The organism is Bradyrhizobium sp. RT6a, assembly GCF_040547675.1.
Classification (GTDB): domain Bacteria; phylum Pseudomonadota; class Alphaproteobacteria; order Rhizobiales; family Xanthobacteraceae; genus Bradyrhizobium.
Genome location: NZ_JBEPQC010000004.1, coordinates 539,645 through 565,932, shown reverse-complemented (window position 1 = coordinate 565,932; position 26,288 = coordinate 539,645). Strand labels below are relative to the sequence as shown.

The following is a 26,288-nucleotide window of genomic DNA, read 5'->3' as shown; positions in this document are numbered from 1 at the left end:
ATCACGCATGATGCAGGATAGTTGCGGCTCTGTGTCTGTCACGGAAGCCGGCCAGGCGCGGCTCTGTCCGCTCCAGGCCGCGCTCGCGACGCGGCCTAACGTCGAAAGCTACGATGATTTTGGCCGCGTCACGCTCTCGCTGTTGCGGTTCATCGGCGCGGCCTATGCGACCGGCGCGTCCGATTGCTGGGAGGCGGCCTATCGCTTTGCCGACGAGGCGCCGGGCATCGCCGACAGCCCGCTGCTGGTCGCACGCGTTGCGGCGCTCGTCAGAATCCTGCGCAGCGGCCGGCCGTGCCAATTGTGCTTCATGCCGCCGTCGTGCCGGCGTCTTTCGAAGGACGAGGCGGAATTGATGCGGCTGCTGGCGGTGGCGCGCGGCGATCGGCCGGGTGAGCTCGAATCCGCCGTCTGCCAGTTCGTCGGCAACGAGAACGGGATCGCGACAACGAGGGCCGTCAACGCGCTCGCGTTCTGCTGACAGCTAGCGGTCCTTCCAGATCACCGTGTTCGCCTCGCGCAATTCGCTTGAGGCGGCAGCTTCACCGATCGGCAACGCACGTTTCCATGATCGCATCGAGCTCCGCCTTCGAGAGCACCCCGAGCTCGGCGATGAACACGATGCGCGCACGCGGCACGCCCGGCGTCGCCACTTCGCCTGGCACCAGCGTGGCGCGGCCGGCGGCGAATTGAAACACCATCTGGCGCCCGGGCTGCTCGACGGTCTCGAACAGGCCTTTTGCCCGCGCGAGTTTTGGCGCAAGTTTGCCGATCGCCTGCTGCAGGCGGGCCAGCGAGATCCGGTGGTCCGAGGTCCAGTTCAGCGTTTCGAAGCGTTGCTCTGCCGGACGTTTCGGTCCGGGCTCGCGTCGCGCGGGGGCGCGATCGACGGTCGCGGGAAACAGCAGCGCGGACGGAATCTCGCCATGCTGCGCATCGACCACCACCGCAGGAACGCGTTGCGCGCGGATGGCCTCCCTCATCCGCCCGCCCGCGCCCTCCTCCGCCAGATCCAGCTTGCTCAGCGCCACAATGTCGGCGACGCGCAGCTGCGAACGATGCAGCGCGTCGTCGAGAGCGGCGGGGGCTGTTGCCGCGTCCATCACACAGAGCACCGTTTCCAGGGGTGCCTCGCGCAGAATCACGGGATCCATCAAGTTGCGGACGATGTCGGCGGGATCGGCGACGCCGCTGGTCTCGATGACGATGTACTCGGGCTTCGGATCACGCCGCAGCAACGTCGAAAGCGTGCGCAGCAGGTCGCCTTCGAGCGAGCAGCAGATGCAGCCATTGGCGAGGCTGACCACGCCGTCGCTGGCACCCGCGATCAGCTCGGCATCGATGTTGATCACACCGAAATCGTTGACCACAGCGGCGATCCGCCGTCCCTCCGCATGCGCCAGCAGATGGTTCACGACCGTGGTCTTGCCGGCCCCCAGAAAGCCCGTCACCAGGAGAATGGGGACCGGCATGGGATCAGCTCCCGACGACGGGGCGGCGCACGGGACGGCCGGGCCGCGCCGCCACGTGCAGCACGCCATCTGTGATCAGCACCTCGCCGCTGACCACGAGATGCCGCACGCCTTCGGAGGGGCGGTTCATCGCCGTGAAGGTCGCGCGGTCCGAGAGCTTCTCGTAGTCGAACACGACGATGTCGGCGTCGGCGTCCTTCGCGAGCCGGCCCTTGGCGCGCATCGCGGGCGTGCTCTGCGACAGGATCTCCGCCGGGATCAGCGCGCATTTGCGCACGCCTTCGAGCAGCGACACGGTCTTGCGCTCCCGCACCCATTCGCGGATGAATTTCGTGAAGCAGCCCGCCGAGCGCGGATGCGAGGTGGCGTCGTCCGGCAGCGGCCAGGCATCGCCGGTGTAGGTCTTGCCGTCCGACGTCGTCCACGGCATCGCGTCGGAGGCGATGGCGCCGCCGGGATAAAGCACCGACATGTCGAGCAGGTCGCGGTGATGCGCATTGTTCTCGGTGTCGAGGATGTGCCACAGCACCAGCGAAGACGGCTCTTCAGCCTGCGCCTTCAGGAGCTCCTCGCGATCGCTGAAGCGATGGCCGTCGGTGACCCGCTGCACGGAATCGTAACCGGTGCCGTTGCGCTCGACGAATTCGGGGTCGCTGAAGAAGGCCGCCGCCAGCACGGTCGAGCCGGTGCCGTAAGGATAGGCCTCGACCGTGATCGGCAGGCCCTGCGCCTGCGCTTTCGCGATCAGCACACGGCAGCGCTCGACGTCAGTCTTGCTCGACGAATTGAAATGGCAGATGTGCATGTGCGCGCCGGTGGCGCCGGCATAGCCGATCAGGCGGATATAGGCCTCCGCCGCGCTCTCGGGGTCGACGCGCGACATGTAGGCGACATGCGTGAAGGTCGGCACGTCCTGCGCGGCCGCGAGCTGGCAGACCGCGGTCAGCTCCTGCACGCCGGCGCCTGGCGCATAGGCGTTCAAGATGCCGATGCCGATGCCGCCCTCGTTCAGGCCGCGCGACAACCTCTCGAGGATTCCCGCAACCTCCGCATCGCTCGCCACGTTGTCCATCCAGCGGCGATCGCGCATGGCGTTGCCGAACGCCTCCAGCGAGCTCTCCGCATTGGAGCCCGTCATCGCGCCGATGCGCGCGAAGGCCCAGTTGGTGGCGGCGCCGTAGTTCAGCACGCGTCCCTTCCGCGCCTGGCGCTCATACCACGACCCGACCGGCAGCACGCCGGCTTCGAGATCGAGCGTCGTCGTGACGCCATCAAACGCCTGCATGCGATCGGCGGGGAGCGACTGGCCATGCGCATGCAGGTCGATGAAGCCGGGCGCGACCACGAGGCCGGTCGCGTCGATCACCCGCTCGGCGCCGCCGAGCGAGGCGCCGACCGCGGCGACCTTGCCGTCCACCACCGCCACATCGCCAACCGCGTCCATTCCGCTGGCGGGATCCACCACCCGGCCGCCAGAGATCACCAAACCGCTCATGTCGTCACTCCCTCACGCTGAATTCGCATCAAGGCAGATTCCCGGAGGGACGACCACCTCCACCGATGCCGACGCATCATGCTCGCAAGGGAGGCTCGAAGGCAGGCTCGAAAGGGAGGCTCGAAGGAGAGGTCAATTCACAGCAGGTCGCGGACACGCGCTCGCAGTCTCGCGGCAGGTTTGCCCGAGGTATGCTTCTCGCTTCACGCCCTCGAAGAAAGGGCGCAGGGAAGACCGGGCGCCGGCTGGCACCCATAAAAAACCCCATGCGAACTGATTGCACACGCAATGCACAGGGGAGACACAGGGCAGCCGAGACCAGGCCTTCCCTGCGCGATGATTTGACGGCCTATGCCGCGCTCTCCCCCGGAGACGAGTTCCTTCTTGCCTCCGTCACCTCCGCGAAATGCACGGCACCGCGCCGGTTGACGCGCTGACGCCTTCGCAAAGGCTTGACCGTAGTAACGACGACCAGGACCACACGGTTTCGCCGTACGCAGGCTTCCTGCTTCGCCTAAGGCTTCGCAGGACATGGTCCTGCTTCGGCAAAAGACTTCGCAACCGACGCCACGACCATGCAAGGGACCCGCGAAGCTGCTCCGCCGTCTTCTCGCCCCCATTGTCATTCAGGAAGTTAGATGGGGCGCTACGGTGGACAAAGTTCCCAAAGGTTTCGTGTGATCGCTCGACCTCTTCTGCAACGCGACCCTCACCATTCTATTTCGCGCCGCGCTCTCCTCGGTGGATTTATGTCGGCAGGGACCGCCATTGCGCTCGGCGGATGCGCCGGCTTGGGTGCGACCGGGGCGCGTTTCGACGCGTCATCGCTCTCCCTTGATCCCACATTGCTCGTCGCCACCACGCGCAAGCCCGTCAACGGTGGTCGGACGAAACCCTGGTTCGGGCCGGAGCGTGCAACCAACATGACGGTCGCGAGGGCGAAGCTGGTGGCGCCGGACGAGAGCCGACTTTCTCTCGCCTCGGTCGGATTTGGCGATTGGCGCCTTGATCGGCTCGAACCGGTATCGGCAGACGTTGGCGATCTGGTCGCGCAGGCCGGCGGAGGAGACGTGCTTATCTATGTGCACGGCTTCAAACAGACATTCGAGACGGCGATGCTGGATGCTGCTCATCTCTCGGATGGGATCAAGTTCCGCGGCCGAACCGTGGCGTTCTCCTGGCCTTCCAAGGCAGGGCTGTTCGACTATGCCTATGACCGCGACAGCGCGATGTGGTCCCGCGACGATTTCGAACGCGTGCTCTCTGCCCTCGTGTCCGCTCCGGGCGGCGGCCGCGTACACATCGTTGCGCACAGCATGGGAACCATGCTGACGCTCGAAAGCCTGCGTCAGCTCTATGCCCGATACGGCGACACAGTTACGAGCAAGATCGGCGCGGTTGTGTTTGCTGCGCCAGATATCGACATGGACGTGTTCACGTCGGCGGTCCACCGCATCGGTCCGCTTGCCGGCAAAATCACCGTGATCGCCGCGACGAACGATCGCGCACTGGCGCTGTCGGGACAAATCGCAGGTGGAATGACCCGGGTCGGCGCCGCCGAGAAGGCCGTCATCGCGCGGCTCGGTGTGCGCGTGGTCGATGCCTCGCAGGAAGGGTGGGGCATCATCAACCACGATCTGTTTCTGTCGAATGCAGAAGTGCAGCGGGTGATCCGCCGCTCGATCGACGGCACGATCGCGTAAGAGAGCGCCTGCGCCGAGCCGTGGAAAGCTCGCTCCTGCGCTTGCTCGTTGCGGCTTCAGGCGGGAACGGCCGGGGTTTGAAGTGCCCAGTCTCGTACGCGAATGGCGCTCCCTAGGGGAATCGAACCCCTGTTTCAGCCTTGAGAGGGCCGCGTCCTAACCGCTAGACGAAGGGAGCGTGAGGGAGAGGACATAGCCTCGAATTTTGCCGGCGGCAAGCGGGGATCGCGGGGTTTTGGAACTCTGCTTGGCGTCGTCCCGGCGGAATCCGAACCCATTAGCTCGAATGCGGATGGTTAAGCAGATCGGAGCGACGATCTCGTTCATGCAAGCGGATTCGGTGGCTATGGGTCCTGGCCTTCGCCAGGACGACGATGGCGGCGAGTTCCGGGGCCGGACTCACGGCTCATTGGCAAATTTCAGCTTTCCGGCCGGCCGCAAGGTATGGGCGTCGAAGGTACGGATCTCGGTGACGCCGCCGATGTCGAGCGTGATCACGAGGCGGTCGCCGGCGACGGCGCTCGAGACGATTTTGGCGCCCTTGGGCAGGGTGGCAATGACGTCGCCGGCCGGCTCGGGCGCCCTTCCCTCCGACTTGAAAAGGCGGTAGCCCACCGCAATCAGCACGGCGCAGATTGCCAGCGCCGTGGTCAACCCCGCGATCAGCATCATCCGCCGCACCCGCGCGAACAGCGCGGCCTGCTCGGGGCTCGGTTCGGGAACAACGGTATCAGACGTCGTCATGGAAAATTCTGGCTCTGCGCAAAGGTTGGAGGTTGTCGTCGAAGGCTCCGAGGGCTCGACCCGGCTCGACCGCGTGCTGGCGGTGCACCTTGCCGAGCTGTCGCGATCGAGGCTGAAAGCCCTGATTCTGGCGGGCGCGGTGAGCCTCAGGGACGCCGCGATCCGGGACCCCGCTTATCACGTCGCCTCCGGTGATACGATCACAATCGACGTGCCGGAAGCGGCCCCGCCGGAGCCGAAAGGCGAGGATATCGCCCTCGATATCGTGTTTGAGGACGACGACATCGTCGTCCTCAACAAGCCGAAAGGGCTGGTGGTGCATCCCGCGGCCGGCCACGAGACCGGCACGCTGGTGAACGCGCTGATCGCCCATTGCGGCTCATCGCTGTCGGGCATCGGTGGCGTCCGCCGGCCCGGCATCGTGCACCGGCTGGACAAGGACACCACCGGGCTGATGGTGGTCGCCAAGAACGACCTCGCGCATGCCTCGCTCACCGCGCAATTCGCCGATCACGGCCGCACCGGGCCGATGCGGCGCGGCTACATGGCCTTCGCCTGGGGGCTGCCGGGGCGCCATCGCGGCACCGTGGACGCGCCGATCGACCGCCACCCGCATGCGCGCGAGAAGATGGCGGTACGCCAGGGCGGCCGCGAGGCCGTGACGCATTGGGAGCTTCTGGAGAGTTTTAACGGGCGCGACGGCAAGCCGATCGCGACGCTGCTCGCCTGCGAACTCGAGACCGGGCGCACCCACCAGATACGCGTCCACCTCGCCCATATCGGCCACCCCCTGATGGGCGATGCCGTCTACGGCCCGCATTTCAAGACCAAGGCGAACCAGCTCGGCCCCGAGTCGCAGGCCGTCCTGGCCGCGCTGGGGCGGCAGGCCCTGCATGCTTACCTGCTGGTATTGGAGCACCCGAGGACTGGAGAATTACTCCACTGGGAAGCGCCTCTGCCGGAGGATTTGCTTCTCCTCCAGGGGGCCCTGAAAGCGGCGCTATGACGCAGGCCGCTTCAGAAATGCTTTACATTACAAAAAGTTATAGCTGCCACACGGGGACGTGACGTCAGCAATCCTTCCCTTTTTGCCTCCCGATGGAGTATATTGCGCTTGCGTTGAAGACCAACGCGGAACATCGCAGCACCGATCGGCTTTAACCAAGCGGTCGTCTGCCTGGCCCGCCGCTATCGGGGGCCTGAACCTGTTTGGAGGGCGCACTATGGCCCGTACAGCTACCCTGCCGGTCCTTAATGGCGAATCCGGCCTTTCCCGTTACCTCGGCGAGATCCGCAAGTTTCCGATGCTGGAACCCCAGCAGGAATACATGCTCGCCAAGCGTTGGCGCGAGCACGATGATCGTGACGCCGCGCACCAACTCGTCACCAGCCATCTCCGTCTCGTGGCCAAGATCGCCATGGGCTATCGCGGCTACGGCCTGCCGATCTCCGAGGTCGTCTCGGAAGGCAATGTCGGCCTGATGCAGGCGGTGAAGCGGTTCGAGCCCGAGAAGGGCTTCCGTCTCGCCACCTACGCGATGTGGTGGATCAAGGCGTCGATTCAAGAGTACATCCTGCGTTCGTGGTCGCTCGTGAAGATGGGCACCACCGCGAACCAGAAGAAGCTGTTCTTCAACCTGCGCAAGGCGAAGAGCAAGATTTCCGCGCTGGACGAAGGCGATCTCCGCCCCGACCAGGTGGCCATCATTGCCAAGCGTCTCGGCGTCACGGCTCAGGACGTGGTCGACATGAACCGCCGCCTCGGTGGCGACGCGTCGCTCAATGCTCCGATCCGCGACGACGGCGAAGCCGGCGAATGGCAGGACTGGCTGGTCGACAATTCGCCCAACCAGGAAGCCATGCTCGCCGAGCATGAGGAGTATGATCACCGCCGCGACGCCCTGAACGGCGCGATGGGCGTGCTCAACCCGCGCGAACGCCGCATCTTCGAGGCCCGCCGCCTCGCCGATGAGCCGATGACGCTGGAAGACCTTGCCGCCGAGTTCGGCGTGTCGCGCGAGCGCGTCCGCCAGATCGAGGTCCGCGCCTTCGAGAAGGTGCAGTCCGCGGTCAAGGGCACGATCGCAAAGGCCGAACAGGCCGCGCTGGAAGCCGCGCTCTAAGCGCGGGGTTTTTAGCGCCAGAGATTGGCGGATCGACAAGAGACAGAAAGCCGGCGGCAACGCCGGCTTTTTTGTTGGGCGCAACTCTCGCCGTCATGCCACGCGACCCGGCTACGCCAAGGCTTCGCCGAGGTTGAGGTTCAGGGGTGCCGAAGCTTTTAGCGTAGGCGGCAAGCGGGGCATCCAGTACGCCACAGCGCTCGTTGCAAGAGCGAAATCTCCAATGCAGGTCTCTGGAATCCTGGATCGCCCGGCTAAACCGGCGATGACGGTGGGGGGTTGTGGCTCTGCCTTGAACCCGCACTGCCGGTCGGCCGACCAAAAACATTGGACCGACAGCATCAAGAGAACGGACACTCACCGTGTCGATCATCCTGCAATCCACCGTCGGCGGCTTCTCCGCCCAGTTCATGCGCAAGCTGCCGCTGGTCGAGCAGGCGATGCGCGAGCACGGGCTCGAGCCGTCGGAGTTCGTGATCTCGAAGGACTATGCCTCGACCGCGACGATCCCGCTGATGGGTCCGTTCTTCTTCAATTACAGCGTCTACTTCGGCGACGAGACATTCACGGTCACCGAGCCGAACGACATGGTGTTCCTGGACTACTTCTTCAAGCGCGTGCTCGCGGCGGATGACCCGCCGGAAGTGCCGCGGCGGCCGGGCTTGATCCGGCGGTTGTTCGGCTGGATGTCGGAGCCGGTGTAGTTGCTTTTCCCCTCTCCCCTTGCGGGAGAGGGTGGCTCGCGAAGCGAGACGGGTGAGGGGTCGCCTCCGCGAGCGCATCTCTCACATCGTCATTCGCGGAGACAACCCCTCATCCGGCGCTTTGCGCCACCTTCTCCCGCAAGGGGAGAAGGGAAGAGCGCACCGCCGGCGCCTCGCTAACTCTACTCCCCCCAAACCCGCGCCAGGGTCGCGAGCCAGCAGCCTTCGCAATAGCGGGCGTCCTTGTAGTCGATCCAGTTGTGCGCATAAACGCGGTCGAGCGGGATCCCGTAGCGCGCGCGCAGGATCTGGACGAGGATCTTCCACGCCGCGACCTGCGCCGCGGTCGGGCCCGTCGTGACGTCGGGATAGTTGCCGGCGAACTCGACGCCGATCGAATTGTGGCGCACCACCTGGCGATAGGTCGGCTTGTTATCGATGTACTTGTTGTCGTTGCGGTTGGCGCCGTCGCCATGGGTCGGCACCAGGTTTTCCGCCACCGCCCAATAGACGGTGCCGTCGGTCTCCACCCACAATGTGACGCCGCGACGCGTGGGATTCTTAGCCTGCTCCTGCGCACCGCCGCGCGCCGAACCTGCCGGTCCCTCGGTCTGGTGCACGATGATGTTGCGCCAGGGTTTTGCGTTGCCGACGTCCCCCCATGGCGCCAGCCACACCATCTTCAGGCCGGGGATGTCAGGCGTGCCGGAGGCGCGCGCGAGCTTTGCGAGTTCGGCGTCGGCCGCGGCGGCAGGTGCGATCAGAACGAGGGCGGCGAGAATGGTCGCGAGCAGGCGAGAGATCATCATGCGGGTCCAGTGCGGACCCGACGTTAGCACGCCCCTACGCGAATTTGCGCAAGGCCTCACCTGGATCGATCGGGTCAGGCATGAGCGGCGGCGCCGGATCGTGGACGGCAAAGTCGTTCTTGCCGTTCTTCTTGGCCGCATAAAGAGCGTGGTCGGCATGTGCGATCAGGCGATCCGGAAACTGGCCGACGCCACGGTCCCACTGCGCCACCCCGATCGAGATCGCGATGGGAATGTCGATGCCGGTGCAGTTGACGGCATCCTGGCGGCAGACCTCGAGCACGCGTCGGGCGATCGCAGCCGCTTCGCGCAAGGTCGACGACGGCAGCACGACGCAGAATTCGTCGCCACCGGTGCGGGCGAGCATGTCGCCGGGCCTCAAGCGCGTCTGCGCCATCAGGGTGAAGTGCTGCAGGCAGGCGTCGCCCGCGGCATGGCCATGGGTGTCGTTGATGGTCTTGAAGCCGTCGAGATCGATCACCAGCAGCGAGAACGGCTCGTTGCTGCGCTCCGAGCGGGCGCATTCTTCACCCAGCCGCTGCAACAGATGCCGCCGGTTGGCGACACCGGTGAGATCATCAAGCAGCGCGAGGTCGGCAACTTCGTTGCGCAGGCGGTCCATCGCCATCAGCAGGAAGCCGAAATTGAGCGTCATCGACAGGAACAGCAGGCCCAGCACCATGACGGCATGAGACTGCCCTCCGGCGACCGACGAGAAATCGCCGCCGAGCAGATTGCCGATCGCACGGGCCGCGAAGATCGCGATGATCATGATGATCACGATGCCGGAGAGCCGGGCTCCCGGGCTGGCACGGCCTTCCGGCGGCGATAGCAGCAAACGCAGCGACAGCGCCAGCGGCAGCGCCTGGCCGAGCGAGTAGCTGAGCATGCGCAGCTGCATGTGATCGAATACGACCATGAAGAACACGACGCCGCTGAGGCTGAGAATTCCCGTCGCGGCCATGACGCGCCACGACACCGGCCGACCGTAGAAGCGCTGAATGCCCATGGCGGCAAGGCTGCTCGCCGCGATGATGCCGACGGCTCCGAGCAGCAGCGGGACAGGCGAGACGACGAAAAGGCGGATCAAGGCCGCCATCGTGCCGATCGCGCCGACGAAGCACGATGCCATCCAGAACCGCGCGGCCGCGAATTTCGGATAGGAGCGCGTCACGTAGGCCCAGATCAGACCGAGCGCCAGGAAGTTGACGACGAATACGGTCCAGAGTGTCGGCACGTTCAGCATGGCGCGCGCCACAAGCGCAGCATCGCGCCCTCCGTCCCTGCCAGCTGTCCGTTCATGACCCCGTCCCCGTTTTCTTGCGGGGACAATGCGACCGACGCGCTTAACGGAGTCTCACTGCGATCCGCGAAAACATGCCTTTGGTTTTGGATTCATGAACGGCCGGCGCATTGTCGGATCGTTAGGCATGGCCGGCGATGTGGATTCGCGAGCCAAAATCACCCGAAAATGCATCTGAGCTGTGGATAACGCGATGACACGGATGTGACAGCGCGGGGCAGAAGCGCGCGAATCTGCTGAGCTTGTCATTGAGGATGTTGCGAGGCTGGCCCTCCGCCGAGCATCCCTCGTGTCGCGTTTCACCATTAACCCTGAAGAGGATCCTATGGCTAAGAAAGCGAAGAAGGCGAAGAAGGCGACGAAGAAGAAGGCCAAGAAGGCAGCGAAGAAGAAGTAACGAGGCTTCTTATTCTTTGCCCGGGTGGAGCTCGCTCCGCCCGGGCGTCGGGCAGCAATTGTGAGTTTGAAGATGGCGGGCGCAAGGCCCGCTTTTTTGTTGGCTCCCGCCTTTGTTGGCTGGAGAAGCTACCGCTCCGCGAACGCCAGCTTGGCGCCGAGCGCGGCGAAGCCGGCGGCAAAGCTGCGGCGCAGCCAGGCCATGACACGCGGGCGGGAGATGACGCGCTCCCGCACCGAGGCTGCGCAGAGGCCGTAGACCACGAACACCGCAAACGTCATCGCCATGAAGGCGCCGCTCAATTCCAGCATCCGCGCCAGCACATGGGCTTCGTCCGCGGCGATGAACTGCGGCAGGAAGGCGAGGAAGAAGATCGACAGCTTCGGATTGAGGATGTTGATCAGGAAGCCGGTCACGATCACCCGGCCAGCCGAACGCTCGCGGATCTCGCCGTCGACCGCCAGTGCCCCGGTCTCGCGCAGCGCCTGCCATGACATGTAGAGCAGATAGGCGACGCCGCACCATTTCAGCGCGGCGAAGGCGAGCGCGCTGGTGTGGAGCACGGCGGCGAGCCCCAGCATCGCGGCCGTCATGTGCGGCACGATCCCGAGCGTGCAGCCGAACGCGGCCGCGATGCTCGCGCGCGAGCCACGGGTCAGCGCTGCCGCCAGCGTGTAGAGCACGCCGGTACCGGGCGAGGCGACGACGATCAGCGAGGTGAGCAGGAAGGACAAGGTCATGGACCGACCTTATCACCGCGCCGCGGACCGTGAAAGCCGGCCTGCCAGATCGACCGTCAGGACAGCTGCGCGATCTCGGCCTCGCGGAGCACGTCGAGCGGCGCCCAGGGCTTGGCCCAGAACTTTGCGCCGTTCGGCAAGGGCTGCATCAAGGGGCGGCCGGAGGTGACGACGATGTCGAGCTTCGGGTTGCGGTCCTTGGCGACATGCGCGAGCTCGACGCCGTTCATGCGGCCGGCAAGCTGCACGTCCGTCATCATCAGGCAAAGCGCCCCGGCGCTCTTCTCCAGCACCAGCTCGGCCGCCTCGGCGCTCTCGCACTGAATGACGTCATAGCCGCTTTCTTCGAGAAGAAGGCTGAGCATCTCCCTCTGCATGAGGTCGTCTTCAACGATCAGTGCGGTGGCTCGAAACGGCTTTGCTTGTCCCATCGGCGGCTCCCAATGCTGCCTGTCTTCATGAAGTAACGTACGTTAAGGTGGGAACAGCGATGCGGTTCGGTTCCAATATGAAAAAATGTAAAGCATAGTTCCGCTCGAAAGGCTTGACGGGGATATCATGACATCGATCCGCGGCGCCGCCGCCATCAGCGGAGCGGCAAGCGGCATCGGCCGGGCGCTCGCGAGCGAGCTTGCGCGGCGCGGCTGCGATCTCGCGCTCGCCGATCGCGACGAGTCCGGGCTGAAGACGCTCGCGGCCGAGATCGGAGCCGCGCGCAAGGTCAGCCTGCATCGCGTCGACGTCAGCGAGCCCGACGACATCGCGCAGTTCGCGCGTGAGGCGACCACCACGCATCCCGCGCTCGGCATCGTCGTCAACAATGCCGGCGTGGCGCTGATGGGCTCGTTCGAGGAGATCGACCAGGCACAGATGGACTGGCTGTTCGACATCAATTTCTGGGGCGTGGTGCACGGCACGCGCGCCTTCCTGCCGCATCTGAAGACGATGGGCGAGGCGCACATCGTCAACCTGTCCTCGATCTTCGGCATCATCGCCCCGCCGGGACAGTCGGCCTATGCCGCGGCGAAATTCGCGGTGCGCGGCTTTTCCGAGAGCGTGCGGCACGAGCTTGCCATGGCGGGCAGCCCCGTCAGGCTGTCGGTCGTGCATCCCGGCGGCGTCGCCACCGCCATCGCCCGCAATTCGCGCACCGGGACCGGCGTCACCGATAATGCGCGCCGGTCGCAATCGATCGAGCGGTTCGAGAACGCAGCCAGGACCACGCCGCGAAACGCCGCGCTGCGCATCATCAAGGGCATCGAGAGAAACGAGCCGCGCATCCTGATCGGCAACGACGCCCGCTTCATGGACCTCCTGCAGCGCTTCCGCCCGGCAACGTACTGGGCCCCGTTGCAGCGCAAGCTGGAGAGGATGGCGAAGGGGAGCTAGCGGTGCCGACGAATTGCACGATGGCAGGCGTCACACCCGCCGCTGTCGTCCTGGCGAAAGCCAGGACCCATACCCACCGAATTCAGTTTGGCGAAGACTGGCAGTTACCCGGTACGTGACTGCGAGTCGTTGTAACGATTCCCGCCTGGGGTAATGGGTCCTGGCGTTCGCCGGGACGACGGCGGAGAGGCATCACGCCCCTCACTGCCCCGCCAGCCGATCGGCAAAATACCCGATCGTCTTGCGATAGATCACCGCCCTGTTCCATTCGCGCATGGCCTCGAAATTGGCGGTGCCTTCGCCGTAGGGTTGGCCCATCTTGAAGCCGCTGGTGTGGAGCAGGTTCGCGGTCGAGGCGAGCACGTCGGGGACGCTGTGGCGGAGATCGACGTGGCCGTCGCCGTCGAAATCGACGCCATACTTGATGTAGGACGACGGCAGGAACTGGGTCTGGCCGATCTCGCCGGCAAAGGCGCCGATCAGGTCGCGCAGCGGCAGGTCGCCGCGCTGGACGATCTTCAGCGCGGCGAGCAGCTCGCCCTGGAACAGGTCCGTGCGGCGGCAATCATGCGCGAGCGTTGCCAGCGTGCGGATCACCGGCATCTTGCCGATGTCGCCCTTGCCGAAATCGCTCTCCAGCCCCCAGATCGCGACCAGGATATAGCGGGGCACGCCGAACTGCTGCTCGATGCGCGAGAGCAGCGCGGCGTGGCGCTGCAACATCGCGCGGCCGCCATTGATGCGGCCGGGGCCGACGCGGGTCGAGACGTACTGCTCAAAGCTCTTGTTGAAGGTGTAGCGCTGGCGCCGGTCGAAGGCGAGCACCGCACCATCCTGCTGCACACCACTGAGCGCCGCGCTGGTCACGCCCGCCGAGACGCCGGCGGCCTGCGCTTCCGAGGCCATGCTGGCGACAAAGCTATTGAAGTCGCCGCCGCAGCGCGCGGCCTGCGCCGATCCACTGGCCAGACAGGCGACGAAGGCGATGGCCAGGGCGTATTTCGACATTCGGAAAAATCCTACAGGGAATGAGCGGGGGGAAGCAGCGCGCGATCATGCCCGGGAACCGGATTCGCGTCAAAGCGGCAAATCCTCGCCAGAACCGATCGCATCCTGCCTGCGACAAATCAAATGCGCTCGCCCCCTCCCCAACCGATCGAGATGTCCATGACGATATCCACGACCATGTCCATGTCGCGCCGGATGCTCGCCGCCCTCGCCTTGCTCTCCCTCACCGTGATGGGCGCTTCCGCACAGACGCGCGATGTCGCAGGCGGCCGCGACTATCCCGGCATCGGCCGGTTCGCCGGCAGCGTCATCACCGGCTATGTGATCAATGATTTTGACGCGGCACGGATGCAGGCGGCTCCCTTCAAGGACGGCCAGCCCGTCGATGCGCGGCGGCTCGAGGGCCGCGTTGTCCGCATCGCCTATCGCACCAATCCCGGCCCCTCGATCCTGGAAGTGTCGCGCAATTTCGAGACGCAGCTTGCCAAAGCCGGCTTCGAGACCCTGCTCGCCTGCGACACCGATGCCTGCGGCGCCATTCCCTTTACCAAAGCCATCGACACGCTGCCGGTGCCGCAGATGTGGGTCGATGGTTTCAACTATCGTTACTACGCCGGCCGCAAGATCGAGAGCGGGCGCGAGACCTTTGCCAGCGTCCTCGTCAGCCAGAACAATCAGGACATCACCGCGCAGGTCACCGTCGCCGAGCTCGGCGCCATCGCGAACAAGATGGTGGACGCCGCCGCGACGGCGAAGGGATTGGCGAGACCGGCCACATCGCGCTCTACGGCATCTATTTCGACACCGACAAGGCCGTGCTCAAAACGGAAAGCCGCCCGACGCTGGAGCAGATCGCAAAGCTGCTGACGAGCCAGCCGCAGCTCAACGTCTTCATCGTCGGCCACACCGACAGCCAGGGCGCCTATGAGTACAATCTCGACCTGTCGAAGCGCCGCGCCGAAGCAGTCGCAGCCGAGCTGGTGAAGAGTTTTCGAATTGTGCAAACGAGGCTGCGCACCGCCGGCGTTGGCTTGCTGGCGCCGGTCGGATCCAACACATCGGACGCCGGCCGCGCGCTGAACCGGCGCGTGGAGCTGGTGGCGCCGTGAGATCGGTGCATGCGGCACGCGCAACGTGATGGAAGCAGCGTGAAGGGCGAAAGCGGACTAACATATGTTAGGTCGCAACTGCATGCACGCGGGAATACGTGCAGGGAAACGCGCTTTCTCACAAGGCGGGTACCGGTCGCTGCATTGCGAGAGCAGGAAATCTGAACGAAGTGATTTGGCCATCCAAGCAAATTTCTTTGCGAAACGCGATGTCGCGACCACTGCATATCTGATGCGCTCGCTGCGACATCGCAGCGTCAACGATTTGCCTTGCCACAGCATGGCGCCGGTTATAACATTCTATTCTAGGTTGTCGCCCCGCCAGCCCCGGGCGACGCTGAAGACCAAAATAAACGGCGGGCTTCGCGGCCCGCCGTTTGTTGAGGCAAGGGTGAGGCAAGGGTCTCCTCGAAGGAGCGCATCGGGTTTTACGAAGCGTTGGACGCTTCCGCCCGACATCCAGGCGCCTCGCAAACGGGTTCGTCGATCGATCGCGCAACCGGTTCTGCCGCTGCAGGGCGCGCAACCGACCACCGGAAACCTGCCAAAGTCATTTGACTATGGCCCCCTGATCGACGAAAAGCCGGCCATGGCCAAAAAACCCGGAACCAATCCCAAGGGCGAATTCGCCTTTTTCAACGTCTTCTATGAAGACGGCTCCCAACGCTCCAACCGGCGCGTGCCCGCCGAATTGCTCGGCGGCCTCGACGGCGACGAGCCGGCCCGCGCCTTCATCATGGAGCAGGACCGCGAGATCGCCGAAAAATCCGGCCGCCCGGCGCTGGAAATCAAGAACCTCGAGCGGGTCGGCGCGAAGAAGAAGTAAGTCTCAGCCCTATCCACGTCATTGCGAGCGGAGCGAAGCAATCCACGTCTCCACATGCCGCGCGATGGATTGCTTCGCTCCGCTCGCAATGACGGGCGAGAGCTGAAGCTAAAACAAAAACGGCGGGCCTTGGGCCCGCCGGTTTGCTTTGGATCGATGTTCGCGCTCAGTTATCCAGGAAGCTCCGCAGCTTCCGGCTCCTTGACGGATGCTTCAGCTTCCGCAGTGCCTTCGCTTCGATCTGACGAATACGCTCTCTCGTTACCGAAAACTGCTGGCCGACTTCTTCCAGCGTGTGGTCGGTGTTCATGCCGATGCCGAAGCGCATGCGCAGTACGCGCTCTTCGCGCGGGGTGAGCGAGGCCAGCACTCGCGTGGTGGTCTCGCGCAGGTTGGACTGGATCGCGGCGTCGATCGGGAGGATCGCGTTCTTGTCCTCGATGAAATCGCCGAGGTGTGAATCCTCTTCGTCACCGACGGGCGTCTCCAGCGACAGCGGCTCCTTGGCGATCTTGAGAACCTTGCGGACCTTCTCCAAGGGCATGCCGAGTTTCTCGGCCAGCTCTTCCGGGGTCGGCTCGCGGCCGATCTCGTTGAGCATCTGGCGCGAGGTGCGCACGATCTTGTTGATCGTCTCGATCATGTGCACGGGAATGCGGATGGTGCGCGCCTGGTCGGCGATCGAGCGTGTGATCGCCTGCCGGATCCACCATGTCGCGTAGGTCGAGAACTTGTAGCCGCGGCGGTACTCGAACTTGTCGACCGCCTTCATCAGGCCGATGTTGCCTTCCTGGATCAGGTCGAGGAACTGCAGGCCGCGGTTGGTGTATTTCTTGGCGATCGAGATCACGAGACGGAGGTTGGCTTCCACCATCTCCTTCTTGGCCTGGCGGGCTTCGCGCTCGCCCTTCTGCACCGAGTGCACGATCTTGCGGAACTCGATGATCTCGAGGCCGGTCAGGGCCGCGAGCTGATGCACCTCGTGGCGGAGGTCCTTGATGCGGTCTTTCTCGTGATGGACGAAGTTCTTCCAGCCCTTGGCCGACAGCTTCGAGACACGGTTGAGCCAGCGCGGATCGAGCTCCGAGCCGGTGTAGTTGCGCAGGAAGTCTTCGCGCGCGACGCCGTGGCTGTCGGCAAGGCGCATCAGGCGGCCCTCATGCGAGACGAGGCGCTTGTTGATGTCGTAGAGCTGCTCGACGAGTGAGTCGATGCGCGCCTGGTTCAGGCGCAGCGACTTCACCTCGACGATGATCTCGTCCTTGAGCTTGCGGTACTTGCGCTCCTGGTGCGGCGAGAGCGAGGGGCCGTGCGAGGTGCTCTCGAGCTGGTTCTGGATGTCCTGTTCCTGAAGCTTGCGCAGCTTCTTGTAGCTGTCGGCGATCTTGTCGAAGATCTCGACGACCTTCGGCTTGAGCTCGGCCTCGATCGCCGCAAGCGACATCTGGTTCTCGAACTCGTCGTCCTCGTCCATGTCGGCTTCGGCGGCGGACTCCGCGGGATCCTTCGCGGCTTCGCCGGCATTGCCGGGCGCAGGCGCGGCGCGGAACGGGGTCGGCGCCGGCGGTGCTGCGGGCGGGGCGACATGCGCGGGCGCGGCGCCGGTGACCTGGCCGCCTTCGGCCGTCGCTTCACCATTCTCGCCGTTGGGACCCGCGATCATCGCATTGTTCATGCCGGCCTTGGCGTCGGGCCCGGCATAGGTGGCTTCGAGATCGATGATGTCACGAAGGAAGATCTTGCCTTCGTTGAGCTCGTCGCGCCAGATGATGATGGCCTGGAAGGTCAGCGGGCTTTCGCACAGACCTGCGATCATCGCCTCGCGGCCGGCCTCGATGCGCTTCGCAATCGCGATTTCGCCTTCGCGCGACAGCAGCTCGACGGTGCCCATCTCGCGCAGATACATGCGGACGGGATCGTCGGTGCGCTCGCCCGGCTCGCTCTTCTTGACCTCGGTGACGGCCTTCTGGGTGACTTCGACCAGTTCGTTGTCGGTCTCGTCCTCGCCGCTCTCGTCCTTGTCTTCCTCGCCTTCGCTATCGTCGGCTTCGGTGACGTTGATGCCCATGTCCGAGAGCATGGACATGATGTCCTCGATCTGCTCGGGAGAGGTCTGGTCGGACGGCAAAACTTCGTTGAGTTGATCGAAGGTCACGAAGCCGCGCTTCTTGGCCTGCTTGATCATCTTCTTCACGGCCGCGTCGGACAGATCGAGCAACGGCGAGGGCGCGTCCTGGGAGTCCTTCTCCGGCGCGTCCGCTGCCTTGTCGTCTTTTTCCTTGTCCTTCGCCTGCAGCGTCTTTGCCTTGGTGGCCATCCATTGCTCCTAAACGCGTTTCACACAGACGTTCGCCGCGCCCGCGTGAAATCACTTGAACCTGTTGCTCGATGCTCTCGCTTCGTCAGATCTCGACACGGAAAGGGCGGCGCGGACCTCTTGTCGCCACCCCCGACCTTTCACTCGCCGGATTTGCCTAACGCTTCGTAGAGCCTCTTTGTCGCAGCGAATGCAGGTGTAGTGCCAACAGCAATTGCGCGGATTCATTCCTGACGCGTCTGTTCTGCCTGCGGCCGCCTGGTGGCCAAAGTGCTACAAGACCGTTAAGCCTCGATTAACCCTGTTTTTGCCGCCAAACCTCGGATTTGGCGAGTCTTTTAGCGGTTCCGGTCCCGGCCGTCCGCATGATTCTTTCATCACACGCTCTTCTGGAACCGGCCCGACAGCTCGCCAAAACCCTCGATCAGGGCCTCGGTGCCGTCGACTTCGCCTATCCGAGCCTTGACGTCGCGCAGCCACGCCATGTTGGCCTCGCTGGGATCATCCCCCAAGGCCATCTCGGCGTCTTTCAGCTCTCTAAGTAGTGAATGGTACTGCCGATGCAAGGCGACCAGCTGATGCCAGGTGGAGAGAACGTCATCCCGTGCGGCGCCCTCGCGGGCGCCCCATACCGCCGCGGTCGTGATACCGCCCTCAACCCTTTGAAGAGCCTGCGAAAAACCACCCTTCTCGAGGTCGCTGCGCATCTTCTCGGCGAGCTCGCCGGGGTCCGGCGAATGATGATGGTCGTTGGCAAAGGCGGCGATGATGCCGGCCCGGAGCTTATGGACCTCGGGATGGGCGAGCTCCAGGGCCGCGACTTCCTCGAGATGATCGTGCAGCAGCCAGGGATGGTTGATCAGAATCTGCAGGATCAGGGCCTCCCGGCGGGAGATCGCGCTGCGCTGGCCGCGCATGATCGGGCTTGCCGCGAGTTGCGCGCTCGCCGCCTGGTAGGGCCCGGAGGGCAGTTGGACGGGACCGGGCGGGCCGCGGCGGCCTCCAAATCCTTGCCCGCCAAATCGATTCGCGCCTCCCCCACGGGGCTGAAACTGGCGGCCGCCGGGGCCGGGGCGGAAATTGCCACGGCCGCCGCCAAAGCCGCCGCGCCCGCCTTCGGGCGCAAAGGCGCGCTGAAGCCGCTCGGCAAGATCCTGCCGATAATAGCGCCGCACCACCTCGTCGCGGATGCCGTTGGAGAGCTCCTTGATGCGCGCCTCCAGCGCGGCACGGCGCTCGGGCGTGGCGAAATTGCCGCCTTCGAGCTCGCGCGACCAGATCATCTCGGCCAGCGGACGCGCCGCCGCGATCACCTCCTCGATCGCGCCGCGACCGCCGGAGCGCACGAGATCGTCGGGGTCCTGCCCTTCCGGCAGCAGCGCGAAACGAAGACTCTTGCCCGGCGCGAGGAAGGGCAAGGCGAGGTCCGCGGCACGATACGCGGCCTTCTGGCCGGCGCGGTCGCCGTCGAAGCAGAGGATCGGCTCGTCCGCCATCTTCCAGAGCAGCGCGAGCTGGTTTTCGGTGAGCGCGGTGCCGAGCGGCGCCACGCTGCCGGCAAAGCCCGCGGTGACCATGGCGATCACGTCGACATAGCCTTCGACCACGACCAGGGCGCTGCCGTCATGGGTGGCTTTGCGCGCCGTCTGGTGGTTGTAGAGATTGTCGCCCTTGTGGAAGAGCGGCGTCTCCGGCGAGTTCAGGTATTTGGCCGGAACGTCCTTTTCCAACGCGCGCCCGCCGAAGGCGATGACGCGACCGCGCAAATCCGTGATCGGAAACATCACGCGATCGCGGAAGCGATCATAGGGCACCGGGATGTCGTTGCCGGCCACCAGCATGCCGGTCTCGACCATGTCGTCGACGGAGACGCCGAGCTTGCCGAGATGCTCTTTCAGCGCGAACCGATCGGGCGGCGCATAGCCCAGCCGAAACTGCAATTGCGTCGCCGGCGAGATGGCGCGATCGGCGAGATAGCCGCGCGCCTTGGCGCCGACGCGCGAGGCCAGCGTCTCGGCGAAGAACTTCGCGGTGAGATCCATCACGTCATGCAGCGAGCGGCGCCGCTGCTCCTGACGCGCCGCATCCGGCGTCACCGCCGGCAACGGCAGGCCCGCCATATTGGCGAGCCGCTCCACGGCCTCCGCGAACGGCAGGCCGTCGGTCTCCATCATGAAGCTGATGATGTCGCCGTGCTTGCCGGAGGAGAAGTCGTGGTAAAAGCCCTTCTGGTCGTTGACGTAAAAGGACGGCGTCTTCTCCTGCTGGAACGGCGACAGCCCCTTCCATTCCCGCCCCGCCTTCTTCAGCTTGACGCGCTTGCCCACGACCTCGGAAACCGAAAGCCGGGCACGCAGCTCGTCGAGGAATTGGGGCGTGAAGCGCATGGGCTCTGTGTAACGCGAAACCGTGTGAGTCGGGCGAAGGGATCAGGGATATAGGGACGACCCGTCCAGAAGTCAGGTTTGTCAGGCTTATACGCGCTGTTCACAGCCCTTCCGTCTTCCGGGGCGGGCGGAGCCTGAGCCCGGAGTGACAGAGGCCTTGAACCCGCCCCGGTTCCACGCTTCCATAGGCCATGTTCAGGACCTTCCGAGGCGGCCAGAGCGGGGGTTGGCGCATCACCTCGATTTCGCCTGTGACGGGCGAACCCCTCCCCTTCATGCCGGCGCTGTCGGTCACCGACAGCGAGGCCATCGCGTTGCCGCTGGTGCCCTCGCGCAATGCCTGGCGGCTGGTCGGCACCGCGAGCAGCTTGCGCTACACCGAGCGCACCGAGAAGCAGCAGCTCACGGCCGTGCAGGCCGGCCTCGGCCGGCTGGAAGCAACCAGCGCGGCGCTGATCCCGATCCGCAAGTCGCAGGCCTGGTGGGATCTGACCCAGGAGGAGCGCCGCAGGATATTCGAAGACAAGTCGCATCACATCGCGAGCAGCCTGCGCTTCCTGCCCGCGATCGCGCGCCAGCTCTATCATTGCCGCGACCTCGGCGGGCCCTTCGATTTCCTGACCTGGTTCGAATTCGCGCCCGCGCACGCCTCGCTGTTCGAGGAGCTGGTGGCGATGCTCAGGCGGACCGAGGAGTGGAGCTATGTCGAGCGCGAGGTGGACGTACGCGCGGTGAAGGAAGTGCTGTCGGCCTAGTGATCGAGGAAGCGGCCGGATTCGATGCGCGGCAGATCGGTGACCGGCCAGTTGTAGATGTAAGTCCAGGCCGGTGCCGTCGCGCCGTCCGCCCCTGTCACGTCGACCAGCTGGCGCAGATATTCGGTCGGCTCCGGAAAGCCCTCACCGCAGGCCTCGTACATATCGAGCTCGCGCAACAGCTCGTCCGGCACGCGCAGCTGGAAGAGTTCGCCGTGGACGCGGTCGGACGGCACATCGGAGAGCAGCAGCCCCGGATAATGCTTCACCAGAACGAGCCGGCCGCAACAGGTCACTTCACCCAGAAAATCCGCGTGGCCCGCAAGCAGCCGCGCCATCGGATGGTCGAAGCCGCGCATCAAGGTGCCGTAGACGAAAAGACGATTGGAGGTCATGGGGGCTCTATAGCTACGAATGATGCGGAGCGACAGCGCCACACATTCCAGTGTCGTCCTGGCGAACGCCAGGACCCATAGCCACCGAACACGGGAGCGGGCAACTCGACAGCTACAACGTCGCACCACACTGACAGTCGGGGTAATGGATCCTGGCTGTCGCCAGGAAGACGACGGTGAGCGCCTACGAAACCTCCGCCTCGAGCTCCTCGTCGCTGCGCTGCTCGTCCGACACCACCCTGATGGTCACGTCCATGGCCTCGAACGCGCCCGCAGGGCCGATATAGACGCCGTGCAGCGGGATCGCCTGGCGCGGATCGCGTGCGACCGCGACGCGGATGAGGTCGCGGGTGCCGACGATGCCGTTGGTCGGATCGAACTCGATCCAGCCCGCGCTCGGCAGATAGACCTGCACCCAGGCATGCGTCGAACCACCGCCGACATGGCGCTGCGCGATATCCTCCGGCAGGAAGATATAGCCGGAGACGAATCGTGCGGCGATGCCGAGATGGCGCAGCGCCTCGATCATGAACAGCGCGTAGTCGCGGCAGGTTCCGGTACCGGACTGCAAGGTGTCGAGCGGATGCTGCGTGCCAAGCTCATGGCGCTTGCGATACTTGAACCGCTCGCGGATGCCGTGGGTCATGCCGCTCAGGATCTTGAAGGTCGGCGTCGGCGCGTCCTCGTCGAGAAAGCCGCGCGCCCATTCCGCGATCTCGCCCTCGGGATCGGTATATTGCGGCGTGATGTACTGGACGAGGTCGGGAAATTCCTCGTCGTCATAGGCGAACGGATAGAAATAGGCCGAATCGTCCGGCGTCAGCGCGAACTCCTCGACCGGATTGTGCTCGACGGTGACGTGCCAATCGAACACCAGCGCATTCGCGCGCTCGTCGAAATTCGCGATCGCGACGGAATTGCCGAACACGTCGTGGATCCAGTGCAGCGACATCGGCTCGGGCGAGATCTCGAGCCTGGAGTCGAGCACCCGCAGATCATGCCCGTCGCGCGGACGCAGCATGATCCTGTGTTCGCCGAACGCCACGGGGCGGATGTAGCGATATTCGGTCTTGTGATGAATCGTCAGCAGCGGCATCGTCAGGCAATCATGGTGATGTCGGGCGGACCAATCTATAGCAATCCCGCCCGATTCTTCGGGTGACTGCTGTTTCATTAGGCAATCAGGATGGCTTTAGACACAATCGAGGCGACCAATCAACTCCTCAGCGAGGGTGACGTCCCCCCGGTGCACGAGGTGAATGCGCAAGGGACTTCGCCTTTTTTGCTCACCTCGGACCACTACGGACGGGTGCTGCCACGTACGCTCGGCGATCTCGGCGTCGCGGGAGGCGAGCTGACGCGGCACATCGCCTGGGACATCGGCATCGCGGGGGTCGCCGACCGGCTGGCAGAGATGCTGGGCGCACATCTGGTCGCCCAGCGCTATTCGCGGCTGGTGATCGACTGCAATCGCCCGCCCGCCGCCGTAAGCTCGATTCCCGTGATTTCCGAAGCAACCGCGATCCCGCGCAACGAGGGAATTTCGGAGCAGGAGCGCAAAGCGCGCAGGCGCGAGATTTTCGAGCCCTATCACCGCCGTATCGATACCGCGATCGGCCGCCGCGTGCACGACAAGCGGCCGACGGTGCTGGTGTCGCTGCACAGCTTCACCCCCGTTTACGCCGGCGTCGCGCGTCCCTGGCACATCGGCGCGCTCTACAATCGCGACACCGTGCTGCCGCAGCTGCTGCTCAGGCATCTGCGCAGAGAGAGCGATCTCGTCGTCGGCGACAACGAGCCCTACGCGGTCAACGACCTCACCGACTACACCATTCCCGTCCACGGCGAAGCCCGCGGCCTCGTCAACACCGGCATCGAGATCCGCCAGGATCTGATCGCCGACCAATCCGGCCAGCAACAATGGGCCGAGCGGCTGGCGCGGATTTTTGCGGAGATCGAGCTGGAGCTGAGGGCGGAGAGGCTGGTCGACTAGCCCGACGGCGGTTATTTCGCCCTGGTCAGCGCCAGCCAGATGCCGCCGCCGATCATGAACCCGCCGGAGATGCGCGACATCATGCGGGTGCGGCGAGCCGAAAAGAACTTACGGGCGCGCCCGGCCGCGATGGCGTAAAGCGCGTCCGTCATCACCGCAGTGACCATGAAGGTGGCCCCCAGCAGCGCGACCTGCGGGAAGTGGTCGCGGTTCATGTCCATGAACTGCGGGATGAAGGCGCCGAAGAACACCAGCACCTTCGGGTTCGACAGCAGCACCAGGAAACCTTGCAGGAAGAATCCGCCACGCGGCGGCGCCGGCGGCTCGTCCACATTGACGCCCTCGACCGGCGCCCAGATCAGCTTGATGCCGAGCCAGACCAGATAGGCGGCGCCGGCAAAGCGCACCCAGTCGAACCAGTAGCCCATGGTCGCCATCAGCGAGGTCAGGCCGACCGCGACGATGCCGATGACGATGGCGAGGCCGGCCTGCGCACCGGCCACATTGGTCAGCGCCGCACGCGTGCCGTGGCGCAGCCCGTTGGCGATGACGAGAGTGACGATCGGACCGGGCAGGAGCGCCAGCGCGATGCAGGCGGCAAGGAAGGCGAGATAGGCTTGCAGAGACATCATGGGGAGGACTCGCTGAGAGCGGTTCGGAGCATTAATGCATGACACTCAATGTCCGTCCAGCGCCGCAGCCCCACGTCTTCATCTCCCGGCGTCTGCAGGAACACGAGCACCGCGCGCTGCATCACCATCTTGACAGGCAACCATTTGGTTGCCTATTCTCGCTGCCATGGATGAGGTCTTCAAAGCGCTCGCCGATGCGTCACGACGGTCGCTGCTCGACAGGCTTCACACCAGGAACGGCCAGACCCTGAACGAGCTCTGCGAAGGCCTCGCGATGACGCGCCAGGCGGTGACCAAGCACCTTGTCATTCTGGAAGAGGCCAATCTGGTCACGACGCTCAGGCACGGCCGCGAGAAGCTGCACTATCTCAATCCGGTTCCGATCCACCAGATCGGCGAACGCTGGATCAAGAAATTCGAGCGCGGCAAGCTCGCCGCACTCGGCGAGTTGAAACGCCAGTTGGAGAAGCGCGATGAGTAAGCCGCAATTCGTCTATGTCACCTACATCGAGACCACGCCAGAGAGGCTGTGGGAGGCGCTGACATCAAGCGAGTTCAGCAAGCAATACTGGTTCGGCGCCGAGGTCAGATCCGACTGGAAAATCGGCTCCCCTTTCGCGCTGCTGCTGGACGGCGAGACCACCGATTCCGGCGAGATCCTCGAGGCCGATCCACCGCGGCGGTTGTCCTACAGCTTCAAGCACCAGAAATACGAGGAATTGCGCGGTGAGCCGATATCCCGCGTCGTGTTCACCATCGAACCGTTCGGCTCGCTCGTGCGTTTGACGGTGCTGCATGACGGCTTCGTCGAAGACGGCAAATATCTCGGCGCCGTCTCCAACGGCTGGCCGGCGATCCTGTCCGGTCTCAAGAGCCTGCTGGAAAGCGGCAAGGTGCTGGCTATTCCGCGCGCAGCCCTCAACAAGGGATTCGATGCAAGATGAACCTCGATCAGTTCAAGCCGCTCACCGTCTACACGATTTACATCGCCGCGACGCCGGACAAGGTGTGGGAGGCGCTGACCTCCGCCGAGTTCAGCCGCAAATACTTTTCCGGCTTTGCAGTTGAGATGGAGCCAAGACTCGGCGGGAAATTCATCGTGCGCGCGCCCGACGGTTCGGAACACATCTCGGGCGATGTGTTCGAATACGATCCGCCGAACAAGCTGACGGTGACGTGGAACGTCAACTGGCCCGACCTCGTCGCAAAGCTCGGCACGACGCTTGTGACTTATGAGATCGAACAAGCCGGCGAGGCCGTCCGCCTCACCATGAGCGAACGTCACGACCGCCCGCTCAGCGACGACATCCTTTCCGGCGGCCGCACCGGCTGGCCCGCAATCCTGTCAGGGCTGAAGAGCCTGCTGGAAACGGGCAAGGCGCCGCAGATCAAGATGGCGCCGCCGGCGCAGATGCTGGAAGCGTTGAAGGCGATGGGTATCAAGACGCCGTAGCGGGCGAACCCGGCGCCGTCATCGCTTCTTCTTCACCGGCGGATTGATTTCGTCGATCTTGCGACTGCAATCCGCTTCCGAATCGTGCGGGCCCGAGACAAAGGTCCCGCTGACCTTGATCGCGTACCAGCCCGACTCGACGCCGAGCCGGAGCGCTTCTTCTGTCTTGACGTGTCGTGGGGAGAGAGCTTGCATCTAGTGCTTTCGGTTGGCGTTCGATCTCATGATCGAATCGCGGTGAAACCTTCAGAGGTCCGCGGCACGCGCTGCCGCGTCCAACTCACCCGCTGGAGCGGGCAATCTGCGCAACGACCGCTGTTGCGACGTCGCGATGAGTCGGCTCCGCCGGTGCGAGGAAATGAGGCGCTTCACGTCGCGCGAATAGTCGTGGCGCTGCATAGCGCAGAGACGACAGGTCTTTCCGACATTATCGGCACCGTGCGCGCAATCGCCGCAATTAGCTATCGTTTTCTCGCCCGCGCCGCGCTTTTGAGGCGCCAAATGCCGTGCGCGATCGAATAAGCCGTCGAAGCC

General features: G+C 64.6%; 26 protein-coding genes, 1 tRNA gene and 1 pseudogene. 13 read left to right on the top strand and 15 right to left on the bottom strand.

Annotation, left to right across the window (positions count from 1 at the left end; all coding sequences use genetic code 11):
• The first annotated feature begins 7 nt into the window (after positions 1-7).
• Positions 8-481 carry a hypothetical protein gene (locus tag ABIC03_RS24560; RefSeq protein WP_354061738.1) on the top strand — a complete coding sequence of 158 codons (474 nt, stop codon included), beginning with the start codon at positions 8-10 and terminating at the stop codon, positions 479-481.
• A 61-nt stretch (positions 482-542) separates the two neighbouring features.
• Here the strand turns inward: ABIC03_RS24560 and ABIC03_RS24555 are convergent, their stop codons facing one another.
• Entirely contained in the window at positions 543-1,472 is a 930-nt protein-coding gene (locus tag ABIC03_RS24555; RefSeq protein ID WP_354061736.1) for a CobW family GTP-binding protein, read from the bottom strand.
• 4 nt (positions 1,473-1,476) lie between these two features.
• Positions 1,477-2,967 carry an amidohydrolase family protein gene (locus ABIC03_RS24550; protein ID WP_354061734.1) on the bottom strand — a complete coding sequence of 497 codons (1,491 nt, stop codon included), beginning with the start codon at positions 2,965-2,967 and terminating at the stop codon, positions 1,477-1,479.
• Positions 2,968-3,716: 749 nt separating this feature from the next.
• On the opposite strand from ABIC03_RS24550, the gene ABIC03_RS24545 reads away from it, so the two are divergent.
• Positions 3,717-4,670 (top strand): alpha/beta hydrolase, encoded by a 954-nt coding sequence (locus tag ABIC03_RS24545; protein WP_275173662.1) that lies wholly within the window; start codon positions 3,717-3,719, stop codon positions 4,668-4,670.
• Between the two features lie 103 nt (positions 4,671-4,773).
• Here the strand turns inward: ABIC03_RS24545 and ABIC03_RS24540 are convergent.
• Both ABIC03_RS24540 and ABIC03_RS24535 read right to left on the bottom strand, forming a co-directional pair.
• Positions 4,774-4,848: transfer RNA gene (locus ABIC03_RS24540), tRNA-Glu, on the bottom strand.
• A gap of 221 nt (positions 4,849-5,069) precedes the next feature.
• Entirely contained in the window at positions 5,070-5,414 is a 345-nt protein-coding gene (locus ABIC03_RS24535; protein WP_354061732.1) for a hypothetical protein, read from the bottom strand.
• Between ABIC03_RS24535 and ABIC03_RS24530 the strand changes: the two genes are divergently transcribed.
• The 3 genes from ABIC03_RS24530 to ABIC03_RS24520 all read left to right on the top strand — a co-directional run bounded on the left by ABIC03_RS24530 (position 5,413) and on the right by ABIC03_RS24520 (position 8,241).
• Positions 5,413-6,420 carry an RluA family pseudouridine synthase gene (locus ABIC03_RS24530; protein WP_354061730.1) on the top strand — a complete coding sequence of 336 codons (1,008 nt, stop codon included), beginning with the start codon at positions 5,413-5,415 and terminating at the stop codon, positions 6,418-6,420. The genes ABIC03_RS24535 and ABIC03_RS24530 overlap by 2 nt on opposite strands.
• A gap of 217 nt (positions 6,421-6,637) precedes the next feature.
• A complete protein-coding gene (gene rpoH / locus ABIC03_RS24525) occupies positions 6,638-7,537 on the top strand; it encodes an RNA polymerase sigma factor RpoH (RefSeq protein ID WP_007596598.1) in 900 nt (299 codons plus the stop codon).
• A 362-nt stretch (positions 7,538-7,899) separates the two neighbouring features.
• Positions 7,900-8,241, top strand: a complete 342-nt coding sequence (locus ABIC03_RS24520) for a hypothetical protein (RefSeq protein ID WP_275173591.1) — start codon at positions 7,900-7,902, stop codon at positions 8,239-8,241.
• A gap of 182 nt (positions 8,242-8,423) precedes the next feature.
• On the opposite strand, the gene ABIC03_RS24515 is transcribed toward ABIC03_RS24520, so the two are convergent.
• The 4 genes from ABIC03_RS24515 to ABIC03_RS24500 all read right to left on the bottom strand — a co-directional run bounded on the left by ABIC03_RS24515 (position 8,424) and on the right by ABIC03_RS24500 (position 11,921).
• Positions 8,424-9,050: a peptidoglycan recognition protein family protein gene (locus ABIC03_RS24515; protein WP_354061728.1), complete on the bottom strand. Its 627-nt coding sequence runs from the start codon at positions 9,048-9,050 to the stop codon at positions 8,424-8,426.
• Positions 9,051-9,084: 34 nt separating this feature from the next.
• Positions 9,085-10,296 carry a GGDEF domain-containing protein gene (locus tag ABIC03_RS24510; protein ID WP_354061726.1) on the bottom strand — a complete coding sequence of 404 codons (1,212 nt, stop codon included), beginning with the start codon at positions 10,294-10,296 and terminating at the stop codon, positions 9,085-9,087.
• A gap of 582 nt (positions 10,297-10,878) precedes the next feature.
• Positions 10,879-11,490, bottom strand: a complete 612-nt coding sequence (locus tag ABIC03_RS24505) for a LysE family translocator (protein WP_354061724.1) — start codon at positions 11,488-11,490, stop codon at positions 10,879-10,881.
• 56 nt (positions 11,491-11,546) lie between these two features.
• Positions 11,547-11,921 carry a response regulator gene (locus ABIC03_RS24500; RefSeq protein ID WP_275173588.1) on the bottom strand — a complete coding sequence of 125 codons (375 nt, stop codon included), beginning with the start codon at positions 11,919-11,921 and terminating at the stop codon, positions 11,547-11,549.
• Positions 11,922-12,048: 127 nt separating this feature from the next.
• Between ABIC03_RS24500 and ABIC03_RS24495 the strand changes: the two genes are divergently transcribed.
• Positions 12,049-12,879, top strand: a complete 831-nt coding sequence (locus tag ABIC03_RS24495; protein WP_354061722.1) for an SDR family NAD(P)-dependent oxidoreductase — start codon at positions 12,049-12,051, stop codon at positions 12,877-12,879.
• A gap of 201 nt (positions 12,880-13,080) precedes the next feature.
• On the opposite strand, the gene ABIC03_RS24490 is transcribed toward ABIC03_RS24495, so the two are convergent.
• Positions 13,081-13,887 (bottom strand): lytic murein transglycosylase, encoded by an 807-nt coding sequence (locus tag ABIC03_RS24490; RefSeq protein WP_354061720.1) that lies wholly within the window; start codon positions 13,885-13,887, stop codon positions 13,081-13,083.
• 183 nt (positions 13,888-14,070) lie between these two features.
• Here ABIC03_RS24490 and ABIC03_RS24485 point away from each other — a divergent pair.
• Positions 14,071-14,996 (top strand): annotated as a pseudogene (locus ABIC03_RS24485) (OmpA family protein).
• Positions 14,997-15,585: 589 nt separating this feature from the next.
• Complete coding sequence (locus ABIC03_RS24480; protein WP_007596614.1) at positions 15,586-15,822, top strand: hypothetical protein; 237 nt, start codon at positions 15,586-15,588, stop codon at positions 15,820-15,822.
• Between the two features lie 166 nt (positions 15,823-15,988).
• Here ABIC03_RS24480 and rpoD read toward each other — a convergent pair whose 3' ends face one another.
• A complete protein-coding gene (gene rpoD, locus ABIC03_RS24475; RefSeq protein ID WP_354061718.1) occupies positions 15,989-18,139 on the bottom strand; it encodes an RNA polymerase sigma factor RpoD in 2,151 nt (716 codons plus the stop codon).
• Positions 18,140-18,516: 377 nt separating this feature from the next.
• Positions 18,517-20,526, bottom strand: a complete 2,010-nt coding sequence (gene dnaG, locus ABIC03_RS24470) for a DNA primase (protein WP_354061716.1) — start codon at positions 20,524-20,526, stop codon at positions 18,517-18,519.
• A 191-nt stretch (positions 20,527-20,717) separates the two neighbouring features.
• Here dnaG and ABIC03_RS24465 point away from each other — a divergent pair, with 191 nt between their 5' ends.
• A complete protein-coding gene (locus ABIC03_RS24465) occupies positions 20,718-21,281 on the top strand; it encodes a chlorite dismutase family protein (RefSeq protein ID WP_354061714.1) in 564 nt (187 codons plus the stop codon).
• Here ABIC03_RS24465 and ABIC03_RS24460 read toward each other — a convergent pair.
• Positions 21,278-21,676, bottom strand: a complete 399-nt coding sequence (locus tag ABIC03_RS24460; RefSeq protein WP_354061712.1) for a gamma-glutamylcyclotransferase family protein — start codon at positions 21,674-21,676, stop codon at positions 21,278-21,280. The two genes, ABIC03_RS24465 and ABIC03_RS24460, sit on opposite strands and share 4 nt — an antisense overlap.
• Before the next feature lie 184 nt (positions 21,677-21,860).
• Positions 21,861-22,772, bottom strand: coding sequence for a transglutaminase family protein (locus ABIC03_RS24455; protein ID WP_354061710.1), 912 nt, complete (start codon positions 22,770-22,772; stop codon positions 21,861-21,863).
• Positions 22,773-22,862: 90 nt separating this feature from the next.
• On the opposite strand from ABIC03_RS24455, the gene ABIC03_RS24450 reads away from it, so the two are divergent.
• Positions 22,863-23,669, top strand: a complete 807-nt coding sequence (locus ABIC03_RS24450) for an N-formylglutamate amidohydrolase (RefSeq protein ID WP_354061708.1) — start codon at positions 22,863-22,865, stop codon at positions 23,667-23,669.
• Positions 23,670-23,680: 11 nt separating this feature from the next.
• Here the strand turns inward: ABIC03_RS24450 and ABIC03_RS24445 are convergent, their stop codons facing one another.
• Positions 23,681-24,301: a LysE family translocator gene (locus ABIC03_RS24445; RefSeq protein ID WP_085384410.1), complete on the bottom strand. Its 621-nt coding sequence runs from the start codon at positions 24,299-24,301 to the stop codon at positions 23,681-23,683.
• A gap of 166 nt (positions 24,302-24,467) precedes the next feature.
• Here ABIC03_RS24445 and ABIC03_RS24440 point away from each other — a divergent pair, with 166 nt between their 5' ends.
• From ABIC03_RS24440 to ABIC03_RS24430, 3 genes are read left to right on the top strand one after another with little or no spacing between them, the layout of a single operon-like run.
• Positions 24,468-24,782 carry an ArsR/SmtB family transcription factor gene (locus ABIC03_RS24440; RefSeq protein WP_354062022.1) on the top strand — a complete coding sequence of 105 codons (315 nt, stop codon included), beginning with the start codon at positions 24,468-24,470 and terminating at the stop codon, positions 24,780-24,782.
• Positions 24,775-25,245 carry an SRPBCC family protein gene (locus ABIC03_RS24435; RefSeq protein WP_275173576.1) on the top strand — a complete coding sequence of 157 codons (471 nt, stop codon included), beginning with the start codon at positions 24,775-24,777 and terminating at the stop codon, positions 25,243-25,245. The genes ABIC03_RS24440 and ABIC03_RS24435 overlap by 8 nt, the downstream gene beginning before the upstream one ends.
• Positions 25,242-25,754 carry an SRPBCC family protein gene (locus tag ABIC03_RS24430; RefSeq protein ID WP_275173575.1) on the top strand — a complete coding sequence of 171 codons (513 nt, stop codon included), beginning with the start codon at positions 25,242-25,244 and terminating at the stop codon, positions 25,752-25,754. Before ABIC03_RS24435 ends, ABIC03_RS24430 begins: the two co-directional genes overlap by 4 nt.
• An 18-nt stretch (positions 25,755-25,772) precedes the next feature.
• Here the strand turns inward: ABIC03_RS24430 and ABIC03_RS24425 are convergent, their stop codons facing one another.
• Positions 25,773-25,949: a hypothetical protein gene (locus ABIC03_RS24425; RefSeq protein ID WP_245286329.1), complete on the bottom strand. Its 177-nt coding sequence runs from the start codon at positions 25,947-25,949 to the stop codon at positions 25,773-25,775.
• Between the last annotated feature and the right edge of the window lie 339 nt (positions 25,950-26,288).

Excerpts from the sequence above, each read along its gene's own strand:
- ABIC03_RS24560 (WP_354061738.1), top strand. The coding sequence starts at position 8 with ATGATGCAGGATAGTTGCGGCTCTGTGTCTGTCACGGAAGCCGGCCAG.
- ABIC03_RS24555 (WP_354061736.1), bottom strand. The coding sequence starts at position 1,472 with ATGCCGGTCCCCATTCTCCTGGTGACGGGCTTTCTGGGGGCCGGCAAG.
- ABIC03_RS24550 (WP_354061734.1), bottom strand. The coding sequence starts at position 2,967 with ATGAGCGGTTTGGTGATCTCTGGCGGCCGGGTGGTGGATCCCGCCAGC.
- ABIC03_RS24545 (WP_275173662.1), top strand. The coding sequence starts at position 3,717 with ATGTCGGCAGGGACCGCCATTGCGCTCGGCGGATGCGCCGGCTTGGGT.
- ABIC03_RS24530 (WP_354061730.1), top strand. The coding sequence starts at position 5,413 with ATGGAAAATTCTGGCTCTGCGCAAAGGTTGGAGGTTGTCGTCGAAGGC.
- ABIC03_RS24535 (WP_354061732.1), bottom strand. The coding sequence starts at position 5,414 with ATGACGACGTCTGATACCGTTGTTCCCGAACCGAGCCCCGAGCAGGCC.
- rpoH (WP_007596598.1), top strand. The coding sequence starts at position 6,638 with ATGGCCCGTACAGCTACCCTGCCGGTCCTTAATGGCGAATCCGGCCTT.
- ABIC03_RS24515 (WP_354061728.1), bottom strand. The coding sequence starts at position 9,050 with ATGATGATCTCTCGCCTGCTCGCGACCATTCTCGCCGCCCTCGTTCTG.
- ABIC03_RS24510 (WP_354061726.1), bottom strand. The coding sequence starts at position 10,296 with ATGCTGAACGTGCCGACACTCTGGACCGTATTCGTCGTCAACTTCCTG.
- ABIC03_RS24505 (WP_354061724.1), bottom strand. The coding sequence starts at position 11,490 with ATGACCTTGTCCTTCCTGCTCACCTCGCTGATCGTCGTCGCCTCGCCC.
- ABIC03_RS24500 (WP_275173588.1), bottom strand. The coding sequence starts at position 11,921 with ATGGGACAAGCAAAGCCGTTTCGAGCCACCGCACTGATCGTTGAAGAC.
- ABIC03_RS24495 (WP_354061722.1), top strand. The coding sequence starts at position 12,049 with ATGACATCGATCCGCGGCGCCGCCGCCATCAGCGGAGCGGCAAGCGGC.
- ABIC03_RS24490 (WP_354061720.1), bottom strand. The coding sequence starts at position 13,887 with ATGTCGAAATACGCCCTGGCCATCGCCTTCGTCGCCTGTCTGGCCAGT.
- ABIC03_RS24480 (WP_007596614.1), top strand. The coding sequence starts at position 15,586 with ATGGCCAAAAAACCCGGAACCAATCCCAAGGGCGAATTCGCCTTTTTC.
- rpoD (WP_354061718.1), bottom strand. The coding sequence starts at position 18,139 with ATGGCCACCAAGGCAAAGACGCTGCAGGCGAAGGACAAGGAAAAAGAC.
- dnaG (WP_354061716.1), bottom strand. The coding sequence starts at position 20,526 with ATGCGCTTCACGCCCCAATTCCTCGACGAGCTGCGTGCCCGGCTTTCG.
- ABIC03_RS24465 (WP_354061714.1), top strand. The coding sequence starts at position 20,718 with ATGTTCAGGACCTTCCGAGGCGGCCAGAGCGGGGGTTGGCGCATCACC.
- ABIC03_RS24460 (WP_354061712.1), bottom strand. The coding sequence starts at position 21,676 with ATGACCTCCAATCGTCTTTTCGTCTACGGCACCTTGATGCGCGGCTTC.
- ABIC03_RS24455 (WP_354061710.1), bottom strand. The coding sequence starts at position 22,772 with ATGCCGCTGCTGACGATTCATCACAAGACCGAATATCGCTACATCCGC.
- ABIC03_RS24450 (WP_354061708.1), top strand. The coding sequence starts at position 22,863 with ATGGCTTTAGACACAATCGAGGCGACCAATCAACTCCTCAGCGAGGGT.
- ABIC03_RS24445 (WP_085384410.1), bottom strand. The coding sequence starts at position 24,301 with ATGATGTCTCTGCAAGCCTATCTCGCCTTCCTTGCCGCCTGCATCGCG.
- ABIC03_RS24440 (WP_354062022.1), top strand. The coding sequence starts at position 24,468 with ATGGATGAGGTCTTCAAAGCGCTCGCCGATGCGTCACGACGGTCGCTG.
- ABIC03_RS24435 (WP_275173576.1), top strand. The coding sequence starts at position 24,775 with ATGAGTAAGCCGCAATTCGTCTATGTCACCTACATCGAGACCACGCCA.
- ABIC03_RS24430 (WP_275173575.1), top strand. The coding sequence starts at position 25,242 with ATGAACCTCGATCAGTTCAAGCCGCTCACCGTCTACACGATTTACATC.
- ABIC03_RS24425 (WP_245286329.1), bottom strand. The coding sequence starts at position 25,949 with ATGCAAGCTCTCTCCCCACGACACGTCAAGACAGAAGAAGCGCTCCGG.